Here is a 19,267-nt window from a genome sequence, read left to right on the forward strand (position 1 = left end):
CGTCCACGCCTGCTGGCATCCACTGGTTTCGCGGGCGTACCTCGAGCATCGCCTGCGCACGCCCGGCTCCGGTTGCGAGCGGGTTGTCTTCGGCGGCTTCTTGGGCGACGCACCATCGCGCAGCCGGCAGGCCACGCGACCCACGGCGCCACGCGACGCCACGCCATGCCACGCCACGCCACGCCACGCCACGCCGCTCGGATGCTCGCGTGCGACAGCGCCCGGGTCGACGTCGTGCTCGGGGAGCACGGGCCGCAGCACGGGCCGCAGCACGGGCCGCAGCACGGGCCGCAGCACTCGGCAATCATCGGCGCTCGGACGCGCGCTGTCGCTGCACCAACTCGACCACTCGAAAGCGTCCGATCGACCACCGCAACCATCGAGTGCAACCATCGAGTGCAACCATCGAGTGCAACCATCGAGTGCAACCATCGAGTGCAACCATCGAGTGCAACCATCGAGTGCAACCATCGAGTGCAACCATCGAGTGCAACCATCGAGTGCAACCATCGAGTGCAACCATCGAGTGCAACCATCGAGTGCAACCATCGAGTGCAACCACCGCAACCAGCATTGTTGGACCCCAAGACGCCCTTCGATCCCGAGCGCGTAGCCGCCGTCTCGAACAACGAGAAGCGCACAGAAGACTTGTGAGGGTCCCTCCGGGCACAATAAGAGGGCGTTGCGAGTGCCCCACCGAAGCCACCAGCCCGACCTCGTCGACAGCGATCCATGACAACGCAAATTAGCGTCTTGAGCCCTCCGTGCCCGGAGGGACCCTCACGGGTCGTGCGCGCTGCCCGATCAGCACACCGACCCCCGCAGACCCAAAAAGCACGACCCGCCCCCCAACTCGTGCGGCACTACCCGACCCATCGGGCTGCGAGGAGGTCGTCGCGGTTGCCGGCCAGGGCCAGCACGTCGCCCTCGCGCAGCGGTTGCTTGGGATCGATCGCCAGCAGCTGATCATCGCGGCGCCACTCGAGCACCTGCACGTTGACCTGCCCGCGCAGATCCAGCTCGATCAAGGTGCGCCCGGCCCAGTTGCGCCCCACCACCACCCGCTCGAGGGTCACGCCCATGCCCAGGTTGACCTCGTGGTCGAGGCCCGCGCCGCTGTGCAGGGCGAGCTCGGCGTCGCGCTGCTCGAGCACGTGCTCGCTGTAGTGGGTCATGAGCACGGTCCGCTCGAGCAGGCCAAGCAGCTGCCGATCCGCGTCGACGACCGGCAGCACGTCGCGGCCCGAGCGGGAGAACGCCAGCATCGCGCCGGCCAGGGTGTCATCGGGGACCAGCAGGGTCGGCCGCTCGTTGGTCGCCAGTTCGCCGGCGCTGGCCTCGTGGTCGATCTCGCCGCGCAACACCCTGGCAGCCAGCGCGCGGCTGTCGATGACCCCGGCGACGCGCTCGTGGTCGTCGAGCAGGTACAGCGTGGGGGTGTCCTCGACCAGCGCGGCGCGCTGCAGCTCCTCGAAGCTCGAGCTCATGCGCAGCATGTGATCCGGCGGGACCATCAGATCCCCGACGTGGCCGCGCTGCATCACGCCGATGTCGTCGCCGGTATCGAGCACCCGCGAGCTGCCGCGGCGGCGCAAGGTCAGATCGAAGAGCGTGTCCTTCTCAACCCGGCCAGCCACGAACGCCGACAAGATGCAGGCGAACATCAGCGGCAAGATCAGCCCGTAGTCGCCGGTCAGCTCGAAGATCATCACGATCGGCGTTAGCGGGGCGCGCAAGGTGGCGCCAAGGTACGCGCCCATGCCGACCAGCGCGTAGGCGGCCGGCTGGCTCACGCCGTCGCCGAGCACGAGGGCCGCGAGCGCGTGCACGACCGTCCCCACGCAGGCGCCGATCACCAACGAAGGCATGAACACGCCGCCCATGCCACCCGAGCCGATCGTCAGCGCGGTCGCGAGGATCTTGAGCAGCGCCAGACCAAGCGCGACCTGCCAGACCAGCTCGCTGTTGAGCGCGTCGAACACGATCCCGCGGCCCGGCCCGAGCAGCTGGGTGAACAACACCACGCCCAAGATGCCCACGCCGAGCCCACCGAGCCCAGGCCGGACCCACTGGGGCAGCCGCTTCATGCGCTCGAACAGATCCCCGATCCACAGGATCACGCGGCTCATCAGCGGGCTCAGCAGCCCGGCGACCACGGCCAGCGCGAGGAAGAAGATCATCTCGACCAAGAGGTGATCGCCGGCGACCTCACCGGGAGCGATCAGCTCCGAGCGCTCGCCGAAGATCGCGTACGAGGTGAACGTGCCCGCGACGGCGGCGACGATCAGCGGCGTGAACACGGACATGGTCCCAACGTTGCCGCCAACGCTGCGCTTGAACACGACCTCGACCGTGAAGATGACCCCAGCCAGCGGCGCGTTGAAGGCCGAGGCCAGACCCGCCGCGCAGCCGGCCCCGACCATCGTGGTCTGCCTGCGCATCCGCAGCCCGAAGAAGCGCGCGACCACAGAGCCGACCGTGGCCCCGATCGCCACGGTTGGCCCCTCGTGACCGACCGAGCCGCCCGAGGCGATCGTCAGCCCGGTCCCGATCCCCAACACCGCGCCCGACCTGCCCTCGAGTTGACCCTGCTGGCCGACCGCTTCGATCACCGCCGGGATGCCCTCGGGGATGTCGCCAAAGTAGCGACGCGCGACCGTTCGCAGGCCGCCCACCATGAGGCCACCGAGCGCGGGGGCGAGCACGAGGTAGATCCAGCCGAAGCTGGGGAACGCCTTGCCGACCGCGGGGAAGGCCTCGACGGTCCAGGCGATCCACAGCAGCAAGACGCCGGCCGTGGCCCCGCTCGCAACCCCCACGAGCACGGCCATCATCAACAGATAGACGTGGTCGTCATTGACAGCCTCGGCGATGCGCTGGCCGACGCGCAGCCCGAGCTCCTCCCACAGGTGAACGATGCGGGCGGTTGCAGGCAGCGGCTTGTAGAACCCGGTCTTGCTCGTGTCCCACATGCCCGTGGCCGAGCGTGGGCGGCCCTGGCTGAGCGCCTCGAGCGAGCTCGTGGGCTCGCGCGGCGGCGCGCCGACCGAGGCGTAGGTGCGGGTCTTGCGAGGCGTGCGGCGGGGCGCGGCGGCGGGCGCAGGAGCTGGCGTTGTCTCGCTGACGATCTCGTGCGCGCCGGTGTCCTGCCGCACCGCGACCCCGGCCAGAGACTGGTGGACACCCGCCGAGTGGCGCTTGCGACGGCCGCGTGGCTCGGCCGAGCCGAGCGCCCCAACCTCATATGTGCCCGAAGCGGCCGGCCCGTCGCTGCTGGTGATCGGCGAGCGCAGCTCCTCCTCGAACGCGATGTCGAGCTCGAGGCTTGGCTCGATTGGGGGCTCGAGCGGAGGCTCGATCACCACCTCGGTGCTGGGCTCGCGAACCACCACGGTCTTCGAGCCCACCGAGACTGGGGGCAGCTCCACCGGCTCGGTCACGGCATCCGAGACCGAGACCGGCACCCCATCCATGCTGGGCTCGTCCGTTGCGCCGCCGTCCCGCTCCGCCTCAGTCCCCTGGGGCGGGTCGTGCTCGGCGTCGCGTTCGTCACCCACGGCTTGGGCTCAGTTGGGCAGGCTGTAGTAGATCCCGGCCATCTCGCGCTTGATGAGCCCCAGCAGCTCCCGGCTCTGCGGGTCGAAGGGATCGACGCCCGGGGCAAAGTACTGGGCAGGATCCAAGTCGGTGCGCATCATCTTGGTCTGCCAGATGTTCTGGCTTGGCAGCGCCAGATCTTCACACTCGTAGTTGGCCAGCACCTTGGGATCGATGAAGTCCTGGATCGAACGAACGGTGTGATCCATGTAGACCCGGTTGCCCTCGGTGTCGCGCGTGAACCCGCGGACCACGTAGTCGATGATCACCACGTCGTTCTCGAAGCTCTGGAACATGTAGTCGAGCGCGCGCAGGGGCACGATCGTGCCGCAGGTCGCGATGTCGATGTCGACCCGAAACGTGCAGATCCCCCGCGGGTCGAGCACGTCGGGATAGGTGTGCGCGCACAGGTGGCTCTTGGTCAGGTGCGCGGCGACGCTGGCCGCGACCTTGGCGTTGGGCTGGCCGGGCCCGACCTTGCCGTCCGCCCCCACCACCTGGCCGTGACCAAGGTCGCTCATCAACACCAGCGAGCTGGCCCCGTAGGGATCGTAGTCCTGGGTCGAGGCGCTGAGCACCTCGGCGTCGATGATCCGCGCGATCTCACTGAGGATCTGTGTGATCCGCGGCCCCGAGAAGTGCTCGTGCAAGTAGGCGATGTAGCTGTCGCGCTCGCTCTGGGTCCGGGCCACCGCGAAGTCGTAGAGGTTGAAGCTCACGATCTTCGTCAGGTTGTTGAAGCCTTCGAGGCGAATCGGCTCGCGTGGCATAGGCTCGCCATTCTGGGCAGCCGCGTTTTTTTTGCAAGTGAGCAGGCCCGTGCAACGCGCGGACCACGAGCGAGCCCGTTGCAACCCTCAATAGCAGCAATTCTAGCGCGCCGTTGATGCCGCTGCTGTGGCCAGACGGCCGGCGTGCGATGCTCCGCAGCGATGCAGCCGCTGTTGCTCGCGCTCGCCGACGACCAATTGCCCAACTACGACGCGATCGCCCTGTCGCCGGGGGTCGGTTGGTTGCTGTTCGCCGCCGTCACTTGCCTGGCGATGTTCTTCGTCGCCCACCGCGACGCGTGGCGAAAGCTGTGGCTGCGCATGGAGGACCCGCGCCCGATCGCCGCGATGCGGATCGTGTTTGGGTTCTGCGCGCTGTGCAACGTCAACGGCCTGTGGGAGCTGTTCGAGTACCTGTTCATGGACGAGGGCCTGTTCGCCACGGACATCGCCCAGCACTACCGCGCGCGCTCGCAGTTCGCCGGCTACGGCGACGGCAACAGCGAGAACGACCCCGCGATGTTCTTCACCTTCGGCGCGTTCGTCGAGTGGCTCAAGGGTCCCAACTACTCGCTGTTGCTGTTCGACAGCTCGCCAACCTTCTTTTGGACCTACTTGGTGGTGTTCGAGATCGCGATGGTGATGTTCATCGTCGGGTTCCAGACCAAGTGGATCAAGTGGGTCGCGTGGTTCCTGTACATGGGGATCATCCTGCGCAACACCTTGTTTTGGGAGGCGACCGAGAACGTCTACCGGGTGTTCTTCTTCTATCTGCTGCTGTCGCGCTGCGGCGAAGGTTGGAGCGTCGACAACTGGCTGCGCTGCCGAAAGCTGCGCAAGCAAGGCCGGCTGTCCACCCCAGGCGGGCCGGGCAACGGCGCCGGCGCGGTGGTCGAGACCGAGGGCACGACCCGCTTCCTCGAGCCGATCTATCGGGCGATCCCAGCCTGGCCGCGGGTGTTCGTGATCCTCAATATCGCGGTGCTCTACTGCGCTACTGGCACGCTCAAGAACGGCCCGGTCTGGACCCGCGGCGACGCGTTTTACTACGCGTTCAACCTCGACCACTTCTACCGGATGCCGCCGCAGCTGCTGTCTTCGTACTTCGGGACCTCGCTGTTTCGGATCAACACCTGGGTCGTGCACTGGTGGGAGGCCCTGTTCCCGCTCGTGGTGTTCGGCATGATCCTGCGCTGGCACCGACGCGAGCAGATCCCTCGGCTCGAGGGCGCCAAGCTGTGGCTGGCGCGGATCGGCCTTGGCGGGTTCGTGGCATGGTTCTACGCGATCATCTTGTGGAGCTACCCGGTCCACTACCGGGCCCCCGCCCAGGGCTTCGTGGTGTTCGGGCGGGTCTTTCAAGAGGCCGAGGCGATCACCCTGATCCAGTGGATCGTTGGGGTCAGCATCCCGCTCGTCGCGGCGCTGGTGGTCTGGGGGTTTCGCAAGCTGCGTGATCGCCAGGACATCCCCCGCGAGAAGCGAGGCCGGCTGCGCTGGCTGGACCTCGACTGGGTGTGCCGCTGGGTGTTTGGCCGGCGCATGTGGCTGCTGCTCGGGATGATCTTCCATGGTCACCTGATCCTCACGATGAACGTGGGGTGGTTCTCGCCCGGGGTGTTGGCCTGCTACCCAGCGTTCCTCAACGGCGACGAGCTGGGCTTGCTGAGCACCAAGTTCGGCCAGCTCCTGCACAGGGTCTTCAAGCTGCCCATGCCCAAGCACGTCCGCGACGGGCAGTTCATCCCCTCGGCGAACCTGGATCTGCCGCCGCAGCCGCCCGCTGGCGCGAGCCGGGGTTGGAAGCCGATCCGCGACGGCTACCAGCAATCGTGGGCGATGTTGTTCACCGGTGTTGGCCTGGCCATGATCGGCGTGATCCGCCGGGCCCAGACCGACGAGGACATGTGGGCCAAGCTCGCCAAGCTCGTCGACAACACGGCCAAGTTCGACCTGTCGGCGGGCCTGTCCGCCCAAGTCCACCAGATCGAGGCCAACTGGTTCGTCTTGATGATCGCCGTGATGGCGCTGGTCGTCATGGCCCGCCAGGTGCGCGGGCTGGACTTCAACCCATGGTTCTCACCGGTGATCCTGCTGGCCGCGTGGCTGGGCAGCGTCGCCGCCGAGCGCGACGCGCTTGGCATGATCTGGGTGGTGCTGGTGGTCGGCGTGCTCAGCTATGGCGGCTGTCACGTCAAGGTTGACGCGCCCAAGCCGATCCCGCCCCGCGACCCCGTGACCGGCCGCCAAAACCGCCCGTGGTCGCACGGGCCGATCGGTCGGACCCTCGTCACGCTGATCACGGTCTATCACCTTGGCGCGGTCGCCTCGACCGAGTTCCCAGAGAAGGACTCGTGGTCGACCTTCCGCGGCGACGTCGACCGGACCTTCAAGCACTGGCTGCAGACCACCCAGACCACCCAAGGCTGGGGCATGTTTGCGCCCAACCCCCCGCGCAGCAACGTGTTCTTGCGGGTCACGGTGACCGACCAAGAGGGCGAGATCTACGATCTCAACACCGACGTCTACGCCTGCTTCATGCCCGGCGCGACCGAGGCGATCTGCGACGCCGTGTACCCGATCCCGTGGGTCACCTACACGCGCCAGCGCAAGATCAACCGGCGGATCGCCGGCAGCGAAGGGGGCAACGGCTCGTGGTACCAAAAGTGGCACGCGCGCTGGGTCTGTCGCCAGTGGGAGCTCGAGCACGGCGAGCTGCCGCGCCGGGTCGAGCTCTACAAGGTGACCTACCCGATGCCTTCGCCGCAGGAGGTGTTCATGAACCCCTACGACGCGAAGACCCAGTACAACGCCAAGGGCAGCCACACCAAGATCCACACCACCGAGTGCAAGAGCTCGACCGAAGGCCAGCTCAAGAACGAGATCCGACGTCGCCACGGGCTCCCCGAGGTCGACGAGAAGGAGATCCGCACGTGGCAAAAGCACCGCTGCAGCAACTGGGAAGCCAAGCTGATCGAGGAAGCCCGCGAGGCCGCCCGCAAGACCGGTGAAGAGGTCGACGTGCTCGACCCCCGCTTCGACGTGTGCCCCGACATGCCCAAAGAGGTCCGCAAGGCCAAGTACGAGCGCGGCGACGTCGACCTACTGCTCGACGACGACTAGCTGTTAATGACCCCCACAGAGACCTTAGACCTCGCCGACTGCAGCCGCTGACGCGTCTGGTCGCTTCGCTCCTCGGGGCCGTTTGTACGCATCCGCATGTGTGGCCCCCTAGAAGGGGGCTCTCGGGGGGGCGCACTTGGGAGGCCTTCTATGACCCCCCATAGACCTTGGCGAAGGACCAAGATCTCTGTGGAAGCAGGGTCAAAAACCAACACGTGAGTGGAGAGGTACCCAGCAGCTGCAGGTGCCCAGACGAGAGCCCCCTTCTAGGGGGCCACACATGCCCTCGCATACAAACGGCCCCTTGGGAGCGAGCGAAGCGAGTGACCGCGAAGTGCGAAGGTCTATGTGGGGGTCATGAGGAGCCCCCTTCTAGGGGGCCACACATGCCCTCGCATACAAACGGCCCCTTGGGAGCGAGCGAAGCGAGTGACCGCGAAGTGCGAAGGTCTATGTGGGGGTCATGAGGGTCATGAAGGCTTGCGCCGGATCTTCCCCTGCAGCGCCTCGACCACGACGTCGTGCGCCTCGCCCTCGAGCGTGCCTTGCAGCAGCCGACGCAAGTAGGTGCGGTGCTCGGGATCCCCGGCGGCCCAGCGTAGCGGCTTGCCCTTGAGCTTGCCAAAGTTGAACGCCGGCTCCCCGTCCTTCCACATGAAGCGGCGGCTCACGTCGACGAACGCAGAGTTCACGGCGGTGCTCAGCTCGTCGAGGCCCCCGACGTGGGTCGGCAGATCCTCGTAGCGCGCGAGCTGTCCGGCGAACACCTTGAGGCTGGCGATCGTGTCGGCCTCGGCCCCGTGCGCGCCCTCGAGCTTCTCACCGCAGTAGAACTCGACCGCGGCCGCGAGGTTGCGGGGCTCGCGAGCGTGGAAGATCACCTGGGTGTCGACCATGCGTGACACCGAGAGATCGATCTCGATCTCGCTGCGGGCGAACTCGGCCTTGAGCAGACGTAGGTCCAAGCGCGTGATCGCGAAGCCTGCCAAGTCTGCGCCCCGCAGCAGCTGCGCGAGCTCGCCCGCGAGCTCGACGAAGCTGGGGCAACCCTCGAGATCCTCGTTGTGGATCCCGTGGATCTCGGTCGCCTCTTGCGGGATCCGCTGCTTGGGATCGATCCGCCAGGTCCGCGGTGCCTCGATCGCCACTGGATCCGATGACACCCGCAGCAGCGAGATCTCGATGATGCGATCACGCTGTGGGTCGACCCCTGTCGCCTCGATGTCGAGGAACACGACCGGGCGCTCGAGGCTCGAGACAAACTCGAAGAAGCGGGGGCCGAGGTCCTTGATCTGCGGAACGGAGGTGGAGGCGGTCTCGTCGCTCATGCGGCCGCCCTTATACCCGTCAGGCTTCGTCTGTCTCGCGCCGAGTGCTGCGCCACGCGAGGAGCACCCATGCGGACGCCGGCTCTCCGCTCACACCTAGAAGTTTAGGTAATTCTTGCTGCGTCAAATTCCTCCACTAATGGTGAATTTCGAGCTGCCGAACCCATCATTGGTTTCGTACCCGCCCAGATCACTGCTAGGTTACCCGCCATGACGCTGGGGTTTTGTCGTTTGTACAGTGCGCGCTTCACCGCCATCGCCACGCTGAGCGGCGCGCTGGGCTTGTTCGCGACCGGCTGCAAGACGCCACCGGGTGACGACTCGGCCGACGAGGGGATCGACAGCGGCATCGACAGCGGCATCGACAGCGGCATCGACACCAACGACGACACCACTGGTGACGGGGACTCGGCCGATGGGGAGCTCAAGCTCGACATCGAAGAGAACGAGACCGACACGGTGCCCTGCGGTGAAGGTGAGTTCTGCGACTGCGAGATCCCCACCCACACCCCCTGCGACAACACGGGCAACACGCCGATCGTCCAGGCCCTCGGGCTCAACTGTCCGGGCGAGCCCACCGTCACGTTCACGACCAGCGGGGCCGCAGCGGGCATCGGCACGCGCTCGTCATTCGGCAACCTTGGCGCGTTCCCACCCCAAGAGGGCGGCAAGTATGTGGTCATCGGTTCGGGTCGCGTCGACGAGCTCGACGACAACACCGGGTTCGGCTGCAGCTCGGACCTTGGCGCCTACGACCCGATCACCCTGCCGGCCCCCATGGTCGGCACGGACGTCGGCGCGCAGACCTGCACCGAGAACCCGGGGCTGATCGGCATGGGCGACTGCTCGAACACGATCGAGTCGCAGCTGGCCGGCAGCGTCAACGACTACACCGAGCTGCGGATCACGGGCACGGTCCCGTTGGGCGTCAACTCGTTCAGCTACGACCTCGCGTACTTCAGCTTCGAGTACCCGGACTATTACCTGTCGGTCTACAACGACATGTACATTGGCTGGCTCGAGTCCGAGGTCTGGACCGGCAACATCTCGTTCGACAACGAAGGCGCCCCGATCTCGCTCAACGCCGGGTTCCTCGACTACCGCGACGCCAACCCGCTCAACGATCCCGAGTGTCAGGGCGGCTGCTCGGCCCCCGAGCTGCATGGCACCTGCATGGAGGGTCACGCCGGCACCAAGTGGCTCAAGACCAACGCGGGGGTCAAGCCGGGCGAGACCTTCACGCTGGTGCTCGGGATCTTCGACATGAGCGACTCGATCCTCGACAGCTACGCGTTCCTCGACAACTTCGAGTGGGGCTGCGACGGCGAAGAGCCGCCCTCGACCACCCCGATCGAGTAGTGGGTTCGCGGGCAGCTCAGCGCGGCAGCTCAGCGCCTAGGACCCTCGGCTGGCAGGGCTTTTTGATCGCGCTCGGCCGTGATCAGGGCGGCGACCCGCTCGGACACCCACCCGAGCAGCGCTCGCTCCTCGTTCATTTGCCGCTGGTGCATCTTCTTGGTCACCTCGAGACCGGCGAGGATCCCCAGCGCCAACCCCGAGAACACCAAGACCGGCTCGAACGCGACGAGCAGCCCGGGCAGCACGTCGGTCAACACCGCGCCGGTGAAGAACCCGAGGAAGCCGCCTAGGACCATGCCACGGCGCCGACGCCTGCGGGCCAGCCTGTCGAAGCTGCGTCGGATCACCAAGCGCGCGCCGCCGGGCTGACGATCGATGCTGACCTCGGCCTCGTTGTTGGCCCAGGTCATGCCGCCCTCGAATTGCTCGACGATCCCGGTGCCGCCAAGGTTGCGCTCGAGCTCACGCACGACCCGGCGCTGGGTGTCGAACGAGGGCAGGGCGCTGAGCTCCCGCTCCGCCAGGATCGTGGATGGCAGGCCAAAGTGCGTGCGCTCGCCGATCTTGAATTGGTCGAGCTCGCGCGCGGCCGCGTCCGGCCGAGATCCAGGGGAGCTCCCGCTCGACGCGTGCAGGTCGAGCCCGACCTCGTCGGCGATCTCGGCGACCTCGGCTTCGCTCAGTGGGGGGCGGCCGCCAACGCCAGCGTCCGCTCGCGCCCCGATCCCAAACGCTCGCTCGATCGCGCGGGTGTCGTAGCTTGGCCCTGGCTCGGGTGTGGGCGCGGCAGCCTGGCCGAGCGCCGGGGCATGATCGAGCCCGTGGGCGAGGCCGGTACGAACGTCGCGCAGCTCGGCGAGCAGCGTGTCCATGTCGGGGTAGCGGGCGTCAGGCTCGACCCGTAGACCACGCAACACCAGCCGCCGCAGACGATCCGGCAAGCCCGGCACGATCGGCGGCGGCGTCAGCTTGCCGGCGACGATCGCCAGCGACAGGGAGCGCAGATCATCGGTTGGAAACGGCAGCGCTCGGTACAGCGCTTGGTACAGCGCGACGCAAAATCCAAACTGATCACTGCGGGCATCGGCCCGCTCGCCAAGGTGCTGCTCGGGCGCCATGTAGGCTGGGGTCCCCAGCAACACGCCATGCCGCGAGAGGCTGGTCGCGGTCGCCTCGGCGCTGTCAGCAAACGCGGGCGGTCGGGCGGCGACCTGTGACTCGGGGCCGCGCGCCAGCCCAAAGTCCAGGATCCGCGGGCGGCCGTCCGCGCCCACGAGCACGTTGTCGGGCTTGAAGTCGCGGTGGATCAGCGCCGCTTTGTGAGCCGCCGCCAGGCCCTCACCCGCGGCGATGTAGACCTCGAGGATCGCCGTGAGCGAGCGCGGCGTCTCGAGCCAGCGTCGCAGGCTCTGACCTTCGACGTACTCCATGGCCACGAACACCTGGCCCTCGTACTCGCCAACGTCGAACACCGCGACCACGTTGGGGTGCGACAGCTTGGCCAGCGACTGGGCCTCTTTGGCGAGATCGGCCCGGCCCCCGCTGCCAGGGCGGCTGAGCTCCGGCCGCAGCAGCTTGAGCGCCACCGTTCGACCCAGCCGCTCATCGCGTGCGGCGTAGACGATGCCCATCCCGCCTTGCCCGATGCAGCTGAGGATCTGGTAGCGGTCGATGCTCACTTGGCCCTGCTCGGTGCCAAACAGGCGCGACTTGACCTCGCGGCGAAGCCGTTCGAGCTCGAGGGTGGGCACATCCGGCGCCGCTGGAGCCGTGCGCTCCGTGTCGGCGCGATCGTCAGCGGGGGAGGGCGCGGGTAGCGAGGCGCGGGAGGGCTGGTCTTGGGCGGGCATGTTCACGAGGCGCCCTGCTAGTACCCGGCCGGCTCGATCGGGATTGTCCTGGGCCAAAATTTTTTCAGCTCGCGTAGACTTGGGCCAATTGAGCGCGCCTGCCAGCGATCCCCGAGCCGAGCTCCGCCGCCTGTATCGTGGGTTGCGCCTGGAGGGGTTCGAGATCCCGACCTCCGACAAGCACCGGGTCGAGCGCTCGTCGGGGTCCTCGACCTACGGCGAGCTGCGACCCACCGCCACGATCCGCCTGCTCGCGCAGCTTGGGCTGAGCCGGCGCGACCAGTTTGTCGACCTTGGGTCTGGACTCGGCAAGGTCGTGCTGCTCGCGGCGATGACGACCCCGGTCGGGCGCGCGCTTGGGGTCGAGCTCTCGGCCACGCGGGTCGCAGTGGCCGCGCGGGTGCTGGCCACGGCCCAGCGCGAGCACGTGGCAGGCAGCCGCCGCGCCGCGTTCGTGCAGGCCGACATGCTCCGCCACCCGCTCGACGAGGCCACGGTGATCTACACCTGCTCGACGGCGTTCTCGTCGGCGTTCATGGCCCGCCTGCAGCGGCGCTTGGCCAAGCTCCCGCGGCTGCGCACGCTGGTCAGCTTGCAGGACTTCGATCCGCACCCGGCGTTCGAGCTGCGCGAGGTGGTTCGGCTCGACGCGAGCTGGAAGCGAGGCACAAAGGTTCACATCTATGCGCGACGGAGCCACGCTGGCGCGAGCGCTACCCAAGCACGGAGCCGTCGGCCAAGCTGACCGGCGTCGCCTGGTGCGTGACGCCATGCTCGCGCAGCAACTCGTCGACGAGCTGCGCGACCTGACCCACGACCGCCGTACAAAAGTGGTGGCGAGCCGGCCCCATGAATTCGCCGTGCGGCGCGACCATGTCATTGCAGATCAACGTTGGGCTAGGCCCGCGATCGAGCTCGTCCTCGACCCGCTCGAGGTAGCGAGTCATCGCCGCGCGCAGCGGTGGCGTGACGGCCCCAGTTGGATCGGGATCACCAAGAAACTCGCCGAGCAACAGCTGTCCCGCGACGATCGCCCCGCACTGACCGCGACCGGTGATCCCGCCCCGGCGCAGGCTCTGATAGGCCGCAGTCGGCCGATCAAAGCTCTCCGCCAAGGCAATTCCACACGAGCGATGAGGGGTTCGCTCACCCGCGTAGAGCAGCAACGCCTTACTGCGGATCGGTCCTCGCCCTCGCACGCCCTGACCGCTCATCACACGAGTGTGCCACGGACCCCGAGCGTTGGGTTGCGTGCTCGTTTTGATATAGGCTGCGGCGCATGTCGTGGGAGGACCCGCTTGGCGAGATCGAGGCCTTGGCCCCAACCCTCACGGAGATCCGTCGGGACATCCACAAGCACCCCGAGCTCGGCTTTGAAGAGGTCCGCACCCAGCGGCTGATCAAGGGTTGGCTGACCCAGCTCGGCTTCGAGCCACGCGAGTGCGCGCAGACCGGGCTGGTCGCGGATCTTCGCCCCGAGCTGCATGGCCAGGGCCGGACCATCGCCCTGCGCGCCGACATCGACTGCCTGCCAATGACCGAGCACACCGAGCTCGAGTGGAAGTCGATCCATGATGGTCGCGCGCACAAGTGCGGTCACGACGGCCACACCGCGATCTTGCTCGGCACCGCGGCGATCCTCGCTCGCTATCGCGACCAAGTCGGCGGCAACGTCCGCCTGGTGTTTCAGCCCGCCGAAGAGGGCGTCAACGGCGGCGGCGCCAAGGTCATGGTCGCCGAGCGCGCGCTCGAGGGCGTCCACGAGATCTACGGCCTCCACAATTGGCCGCTCTATCCCCGCGGCGAGCTGCGAGTCATCGAAGGGCCGATCATGGCCCAGGTCCACACCTTCGAGATCACCGTGCGCGGAAAGGGTGGACACGCCAGCCAACCGCAAGACTGCCGGGACCCAATCGTCGCGGCCGCAGCCCTGATCGGCAGCCTGCAGACCGCCGTGTCGCGGGGCTTGAGCGCGGCCGGTGGCGCCGTGCTCAGCGTCTGCACCTTCGAGGCGGGTGAGGCCGTCAACGTGATCCCCGAGGTCGCCCGCATGACTGGCACCGTGCGCAGCTTCACGGACACCGCGACGCAGCGCGTGCTCGCTCGCATGCGCGAACTCGCCAAGGGGATCGGCGCCGCCTACGGCGTCGAGGTCGATCTCGCCCTCGAGACTGGCTACCCCGTGCTCGTCAACAACGCCGCCTGCGTCGAGGCCGTCTCGCGGGTCGCCGCAGGTGTCGAAGGCCTGTCGCTGAACGGACGTGACCTGCCCATGGCCGGTGGCGAAGACTTCGCCTACTTCGCCGCTGAAGTGCCCGCTGCGTACTTCTTCTTGGGGGCGGGCCGCGAAGGCGAGAGCACGCCGGGCTGTCATCACCCGCACTTCGACTTCGACGACGAGCTGATCCCCACCGGCATGCAGATGTTCTTGGGGCTCGTGCGCGATCGCCTGTCGGCCTGAGTCGCGCCACGCGCGAAGCGGGTCGTCCAAGCTGGCGCAAGCCGCCGTCGCTCTCGCACCCCCCCGACATTCGTCACTCGCGAATGGCTCCAGCCGTGGAATAACGATTGCCAGGGCCGGGCGCTCATGCAAAAAAACTCGGAGCTAGGGACCCAATGCGCCCCCAACTCGACGCCATCGCGACCTTGCTCGATCAAGGTGCCGCCGACTCGGCCGTACGCCTGCTGCGAAGCTCGTGGGAGCCGGAGCTGCCCGAGCAAGATCGCATCCCGATCTACTGCATGTGGATCCGCGGTCTGTGTGACACGGGCGACTACGTCCACGCGCTGATCCTGGCCCGTCGTGCGGCTGAAGAATTTCCGCGCAAGCCCGACATCCTGACCGCGCTCGGCAACGTGCTGGATCTGTGCGGTGAGCTCGAGCAAGCGCGCGAGGCCTTCGAGGTCGCGGTCGCGCTCGACCCCAGCGGCGTGCTGCAGCACTACAACCTCGGCGCCGTGCTCGAGCGTCAAGGCGACGAAGCCCGTGCCGAAGCTTGCTATCGCCGCGCGCTCTCACTCGACGAGAGCGCGCCGACCATGGTCGAAGCCAACGCCGCGCTCGGGGCCCTGCTGCGTCGCCAGGCGCGGCTCGAAGAGGCCGAAGAAGTCTACGACGTCTACCTTCAAGAAGATCCTCTCGACGTCGAGATGCTGGTCGAGCATGGCATCTGCCTGTCGGATCTCGAGCGCCTCGACGAAGCGATCGAGCGGTTCGAGACGGCCCTCTCGCTCGAGGCCGAGCACGGCAGCGCGCTCTACAATCACGCGATCACGCTGTATCGCCTGGGCCGCCACGAAGCCGCCCGCGAGACCATGGAGCGCGCCCACGCAGCCGAGCGCGACAACCCGCTCACGCTCGCGGTGCTCGGCGCGTGGACGCTCGCCGATCCAGCCGGCGATCTCGACGTCGCGCTGCGCTTGATCTACCGCGCCTTGGATCTGGTCACGACCTTCCACGATCGTGGCGAGCTCGGCTCGGGCTACGCCAGCCTGGTCACCGAAGAGGTGTTCGAGTCGCTGTGGCAGTACGGGCGCAAGACCGAGGCCCGCGAAGTCGCCCGGCTCGCGGGTCGGCGCGACTGGATCACCCCGCACATGTTCGAGACCATCAACCGCGCCGACCATGGCACCACAGAGCGCATCGCCGACGCGTTTCGGGTGCGGGTGCGGGCCGAGCTCGAGAGCACGCCCGCGGACTGGCCCGACGGCGCAGAGGGCTACACCACGGACCTGACGGTGATCGCAGCGACCGAAGACGAAGCTCGCGAGCTCACGCTGCACTACGTCAGCCAGCTCGAGCCCACGGTAGAGATGCAGTTCGACGTCGACGTGGTCAGCCGCGCGCTCGACAGCTTTGACGGCGCCCGGACCCGCGGGGTCGCCCGGGTCGATGGCACGCGCAACTACTTCCGCGGCGACGCTGGCCGCAAAGCCGCGCGCTAGCGCGATCCCTGGTCGGCCCCACACCGCGTGAGTCGCGTGAGTCGCGTGAGTCGCGGGCTGAGCGGCGCCAAATCTGCGCTCGCCAGCGGCTTGTCCCGTGAAACATTCCGACCCACAACCGGCGCCGTGCGCTCGAAGTCTCCGTGGCTCGCCCTGCTCGTGGTGTTTGTCTGCTCGTTCGGTGTCCTCCTGTATGCAGGGCACAGGATCTCGGTCGACGCACCTCCAATCCCAACCCGCGTGCTCGGCCCTGGGGGCGAGCTCCTCGTTGACGAAGGCGAGATCCTGGCGGGGCAGAGCGTGTGGCAGGCCATGGGTGGGATGGAGGTCGGCTCGATCTGGGGTCACGGCAGCTACGTCGCGCCAGACTGGACCGCCGACTACCTCCACCGCGAATCGGTGCTGATACTCGATCAGCTCGCCCAAGCGGAGGGCGCGAGCAACTACGCAGACGCCCCCGTCGAGCTGCAGGCGTCCGTCCGTGCGCGACTTCAAGCGAGCAGTCGGTCGAACCAGGTCAACGCCGAATCGGGTGAGCTGACCGTCACGGCAGCGCGAGCCGCCGCCTTTCACGAGCTCCAGCGCTACTACGCCGAGCTGTTCACCCATGGGCGATCCGACTACGCGATCCCCAGCGGTGCCCAGGCCGACCCGGACAAGCTCCACAAGCTGACCAGCTTCTTCTTCTGGACCGCGTGGGCGGCCAGCACGGATCGTCCCGCGACACCTGGCGTCTCGTACACCAACAATTGGCCGCACGAGCCGCTGGTCGAGAACCGCGTGACCGGTGACGCGCTGCTGTGGACGGGCGTCAGCATCATCGTGCTGCTCGCGGGCATCACCGCGCTGGTCTGGTGGCGACTGTCCGACTCGTCAGCGTCCACGGTCCGCGAACCTCCGCCCACGGACCCGCTGCTCGGCGTCGCGCTCACGCCCTCCCAGCGCGTGACGCTGGTCTACTTCGCCGTTGTCTCCGCCCTGTTTCTGGTCCAGATCGTGATGGGCGTGATCACGGCGCACTTTGGGGTCGAAGGAGACGGCTTCTACGGGGTGCCGCTGTCGCGCTGGCTGCCGTACGTGATCACGCGGACCTGGCACACGCAATTGGGCATCTTCTGGATCGCGACCGCGTGGCTCGCCGCAGGTCTGTTCATCGCGCCAAGCATCGGCGATGGCGACCCGCCCTACCAACGCGCTGGCGTGATCGTGCTGCTCGGCGCGCTGGTGTTCGTGGTCGTGGGTTCGATGGCGGGTCAGTGGCTCTCGGTCATGCACCAGTTCTCGAATGACACGCTGCGCTTCTACTTTGGGCACAGCGGCTACGAGTACATCGATCTCGCGCGCGCGTTCCAAATTGGGCTGTTGATCGGCCTGTTCTTGTGGGTCGCGCTGGTGCTGCGGGCGGTCAAGCCAGCGCTCGCGCGCAAGGACGACGACAGCCGCGGCCTGCTGGTGCTGTTCGTGATGTCGGCGTTTGCGATCGCTGGATTCTACGGAGCGGCGCTTGGCTATGGCCAGCAGACCCACCTCTCGATCGCCGAGTATTGGCGCTGGTGGGTCGTGCATCTGTGGGTCGAGGGCTTCTTCGAGGTCTTCGCGACCGTGGTGTTCGCGTTCTTGTTCGCGCGGCTTGGCCTGCTCGAGCCCAAGTCGACGGAGCGGGCCGTGGTCGCTGCGGCCGTGATTTTCTTGGCAGGGGGCATCATCGGCACGCTCCACCATCTGTACTACAGCGGCACGCCATCAATGGTCGCCGCGTGGGGCTCGGTGTTCAGCGCGCTCGAGGTCGTGCCTCTGGTGCTGATCGGACACGAGGCCTGGGATCGGCTGCGACTGTCCCGTGAGCAGAGCTGGGTGAAAAAGTACCGCTACCCGATCTACTTCTTCATCGCGGTCGCGTTCTGGAACGCGATCGGGGCCGGCCTGTTTGGGTTCATGATCAACCCACCCGTCGCCCTGTATTTCATGCAGGGCCTCAACACCACGCCCGTGCACGGCCACGCCGCGCTGTTTGGTGTGTACGGAATGCTGGGCCTCGCGCTGACCTTGTTCTGCGCGCGAGCGGCCGACGCCGAGCGCGAGTGGCATGAACGACCGCTGGCGATCTCGTTCTGGCTGCTCAACATCGGGCTGCTCGCCATGATCGTGTTGAGCCTGCTCCCCGTCGGGCTGCTGCAGACCCAGGCGTCCGTCGAGGTTGGCTATTGGTATGCCCGCAGCGCCGAGTTCATGCAGACGCCAACCATGGCGACGCTGCGCTGGCTCAGGATGATCGGCGACACGCTGTTTGGCGCGGGCGCGCTGGCGTTCGTGTACTTCATGGCGACGCTCCTGAAGCAGCCTTCGAAGCGTTGAAGACGGTCGAGATGCAGTTCGACGACGCCCGGACCCGCGGGATCGCCCGGGTCGATGGCATCCGCAACGACTTGCGCGGTGACGCTGGCCGCAAAGCCGCGCATTAATTTCGTCCGCCCTCGCGGATGCGGCCGGATATGCAGCGAGTGCCATCTCAGTCGGGCGAGCGAGGCAAGTACGGCTCACTCCGCGCTGTGGATGCACAGGTCTGTGCTGCTACCCTGCGCGCACTCCACAACAACAACTCCTAGGCTCGAGGCAACGAGGCACGAACTATGAACCACCGACGCAACGTCTCCCTCGGCTTCACGGAGGGGACCGTCCCAGCGGGGACTCACATCTGTCAGATCTTCAACGACGACGACGAGCGAAACGACGTGCTCGTCAGGTTCATCCTCAGCGGACTACGCGCTAGTGAACGCGTCACTTGCTTCTCCGAGCGGGCCAACGCGGCCGAGCTCGAGACCGTGTTTACCGCCCATGATCTGTCCTACGCGCAGCTCACGGCGAGCGAGGCGTTCTCCCTGGCGCCCACCAGCAAGGTCTACTTCGAGGGTGGGCAATTCGATCCCGAGCGTATGCTCGAGCGGCTCGCGTGCTTCTACGACGAAGGGGTGGCCCAGGGCTACGTGGGCTCACGGATCCTTGGCGAGATGATCCCGGAGGTTCACGAGCTTCCTGGCGGCTCGCGGCTGTTCGAGTACGAAGCCCGCATCAGCTTGCTGCTGCAGCGCCTTCCGCTGACGGCGGTCTGTCAGTACGACGCGCGCTCGTTCGACGGCGCCACGATCCTCGACGTCCTGCGGGTCCACCCGATGATGCTCGTGCGCGGCTCCGTGGTCCACAACCCGTTCTTCATCCCCCCCGAGGTATTTCTGGCGTGACAAGAGACGCCGACCCGCCGCTGCAAGCGAAGACACTGGGTGAGCTGCTCTTGATC

Annotated in this window: 13 protein-coding genes; 7 read left to right on the forward strand and 6 right to left on the reverse strand. The window is 67.1% G+C overall.

What is annotated here, in order from left to right; all coding sequences use genetic code 11:
- From DB30_RS41695 to speD, 3 genes are all read right to left on the reverse strand, one after another.
- On the reverse strand, positions 1-297 hold a 297-nt coding region (locus DB30_RS41695), incomplete at its 3' end, for a hypothetical protein (RefSeq protein ID WP_205633075.1).
- A 566-nt stretch (positions 298-863) separates the two neighbouring features.
- Positions 864-3,557: a chloride channel protein gene (locus tag DB30_RS27100; protein ID WP_052554191.1), complete on the reverse strand. Its 2,694-nt coding sequence runs from the start codon at positions 3,555-3,557 to the stop codon at positions 864-866.
- 9 nt (positions 3,558-3,566) lie between these two features.
- Entirely contained in the window at positions 3,567-4,367 is an 801-nt protein-coding gene (gene speD, locus DB30_RS27105; protein ID WP_052554193.1) for an adenosylmethionine decarboxylase, read from the reverse strand.
- Positions 4,368-4,529: 162 nt separating this feature from the next.
- Here speD and DB30_RS27110 point away from each other — a divergent pair, with 162 nt between their 5' ends.
- Positions 4,530-7,490 (forward strand): hypothetical protein, encoded by a 2,961-nt coding sequence (locus DB30_RS27110; protein WP_052554194.1) that lies wholly within the window; start codon positions 4,530-4,532, stop codon positions 7,488-7,490.
- Between the two features lie 470 nt (positions 7,491-7,960).
- Here the strand turns inward: DB30_RS27110 and DB30_RS27115 are convergent, their stop codons facing one another.
- The gene (locus DB30_RS27115) at positions 7,961-8,818 is read right to left on the reverse strand and encodes a 3'-5' exonuclease (RefSeq protein WP_052554195.1); all 858 of its coding nucleotides are present in this window, start codon (positions 8,816-8,818) and stop codon (positions 7,961-7,963) included.
- 210 nt (positions 8,819-9,028) lie between these two features.
- On the opposite strand from DB30_RS27115, the gene DB30_RS27120 reads away from it, so the two are divergent.
- Positions 9,029-10,177, forward strand: a complete 1,149-nt coding sequence (locus tag DB30_RS27120) for a choice-of-anchor L domain-containing protein (RefSeq protein ID WP_052554196.1) — start codon at positions 9,029-9,031, stop codon at positions 10,175-10,177.
- Positions 10,178-10,206: 29 nt separating this feature from the next.
- Here DB30_RS27120 and DB30_RS27125 read toward each other — a convergent pair whose 3' ends face one another.
- Positions 10,207-12,027, reverse strand: a complete 1,821-nt coding sequence (locus tag DB30_RS27125; RefSeq protein ID WP_052554197.1) for a serine/threonine-protein kinase — start codon at positions 12,025-12,027, stop codon at positions 10,207-10,209.
- Between the two features lie 88 nt (positions 12,028-12,115).
- On the opposite strand from DB30_RS27125, the gene DB30_RS27130 reads away from it, so the two are divergent.
- The gene (locus DB30_RS27130) at positions 12,116-12,772 is read left to right on the forward strand and encodes a class I SAM-dependent methyltransferase (protein ID WP_165703970.1); all 657 of its coding nucleotides are present in this window, start codon (positions 12,116-12,118) and stop codon (positions 12,770-12,772) included.
- On the opposite strand, the gene DB30_RS27135 is transcribed toward DB30_RS27130, so the two are convergent.
- Positions 12,741-13,241 (reverse strand): C-GCAxxG-C-C family protein, encoded by a 501-nt coding sequence (locus DB30_RS27135; protein ID WP_240480339.1) that lies wholly within the window; start codon positions 13,239-13,241, stop codon positions 12,741-12,743. The two genes, DB30_RS27130 and DB30_RS27135, sit on opposite strands and share 32 nt — an antisense overlap.
- A gap of 65 nt (positions 13,242-13,306) precedes the next feature.
- On the opposite strand from DB30_RS27135, the gene DB30_RS27140 reads away from it, so the two are divergent.
- From DB30_RS27140 to DB30_RS27155, 4 genes are all read left to right on the forward strand, one after another.
- Entirely contained in the window at positions 13,307-14,488 is a 1,182-nt protein-coding gene (locus DB30_RS27140) for a M20 metallopeptidase family protein (protein ID WP_052554201.1), read from the forward strand.
- 155 nt (positions 14,489-14,643) lie between these two features.
- Positions 14,644-15,972: a tetratricopeptide repeat protein gene (locus DB30_RS27145; protein WP_052554202.1), complete on the forward strand. Its 1,329-nt coding sequence runs from the start codon at positions 14,644-14,646 to the stop codon at positions 15,970-15,972.
- A gap of 126 nt (positions 15,973-16,098) precedes the next feature.
- Positions 16,099-18,327 (forward strand): nitric-oxide reductase large subunit, encoded by a 2,229-nt coding sequence (locus tag DB30_RS27150; protein ID WP_146660818.1) that lies wholly within the window; start codon positions 16,099-16,101, stop codon positions 18,325-18,327.
- 275 nt (positions 18,328-18,602) lie between these two features.
- Positions 18,603-19,211, forward strand: coding sequence for an MEDS domain-containing protein (locus DB30_RS27155; protein ID WP_052554204.1), 609 nt, complete (start codon positions 18,603-18,605; stop codon positions 19,209-19,211).
- Positions 19,212-19,267: the final 56 nt, after the last annotated feature.

The organism is Enhygromyxa salina (assembly GCF_000737335.2).
Taxonomy (GTDB): domain Bacteria; phylum Myxococcota_A; class Polyangia; order Nannocystales; family Nannocystaceae; genus Plesiocystis; species Plesiocystis salina_C.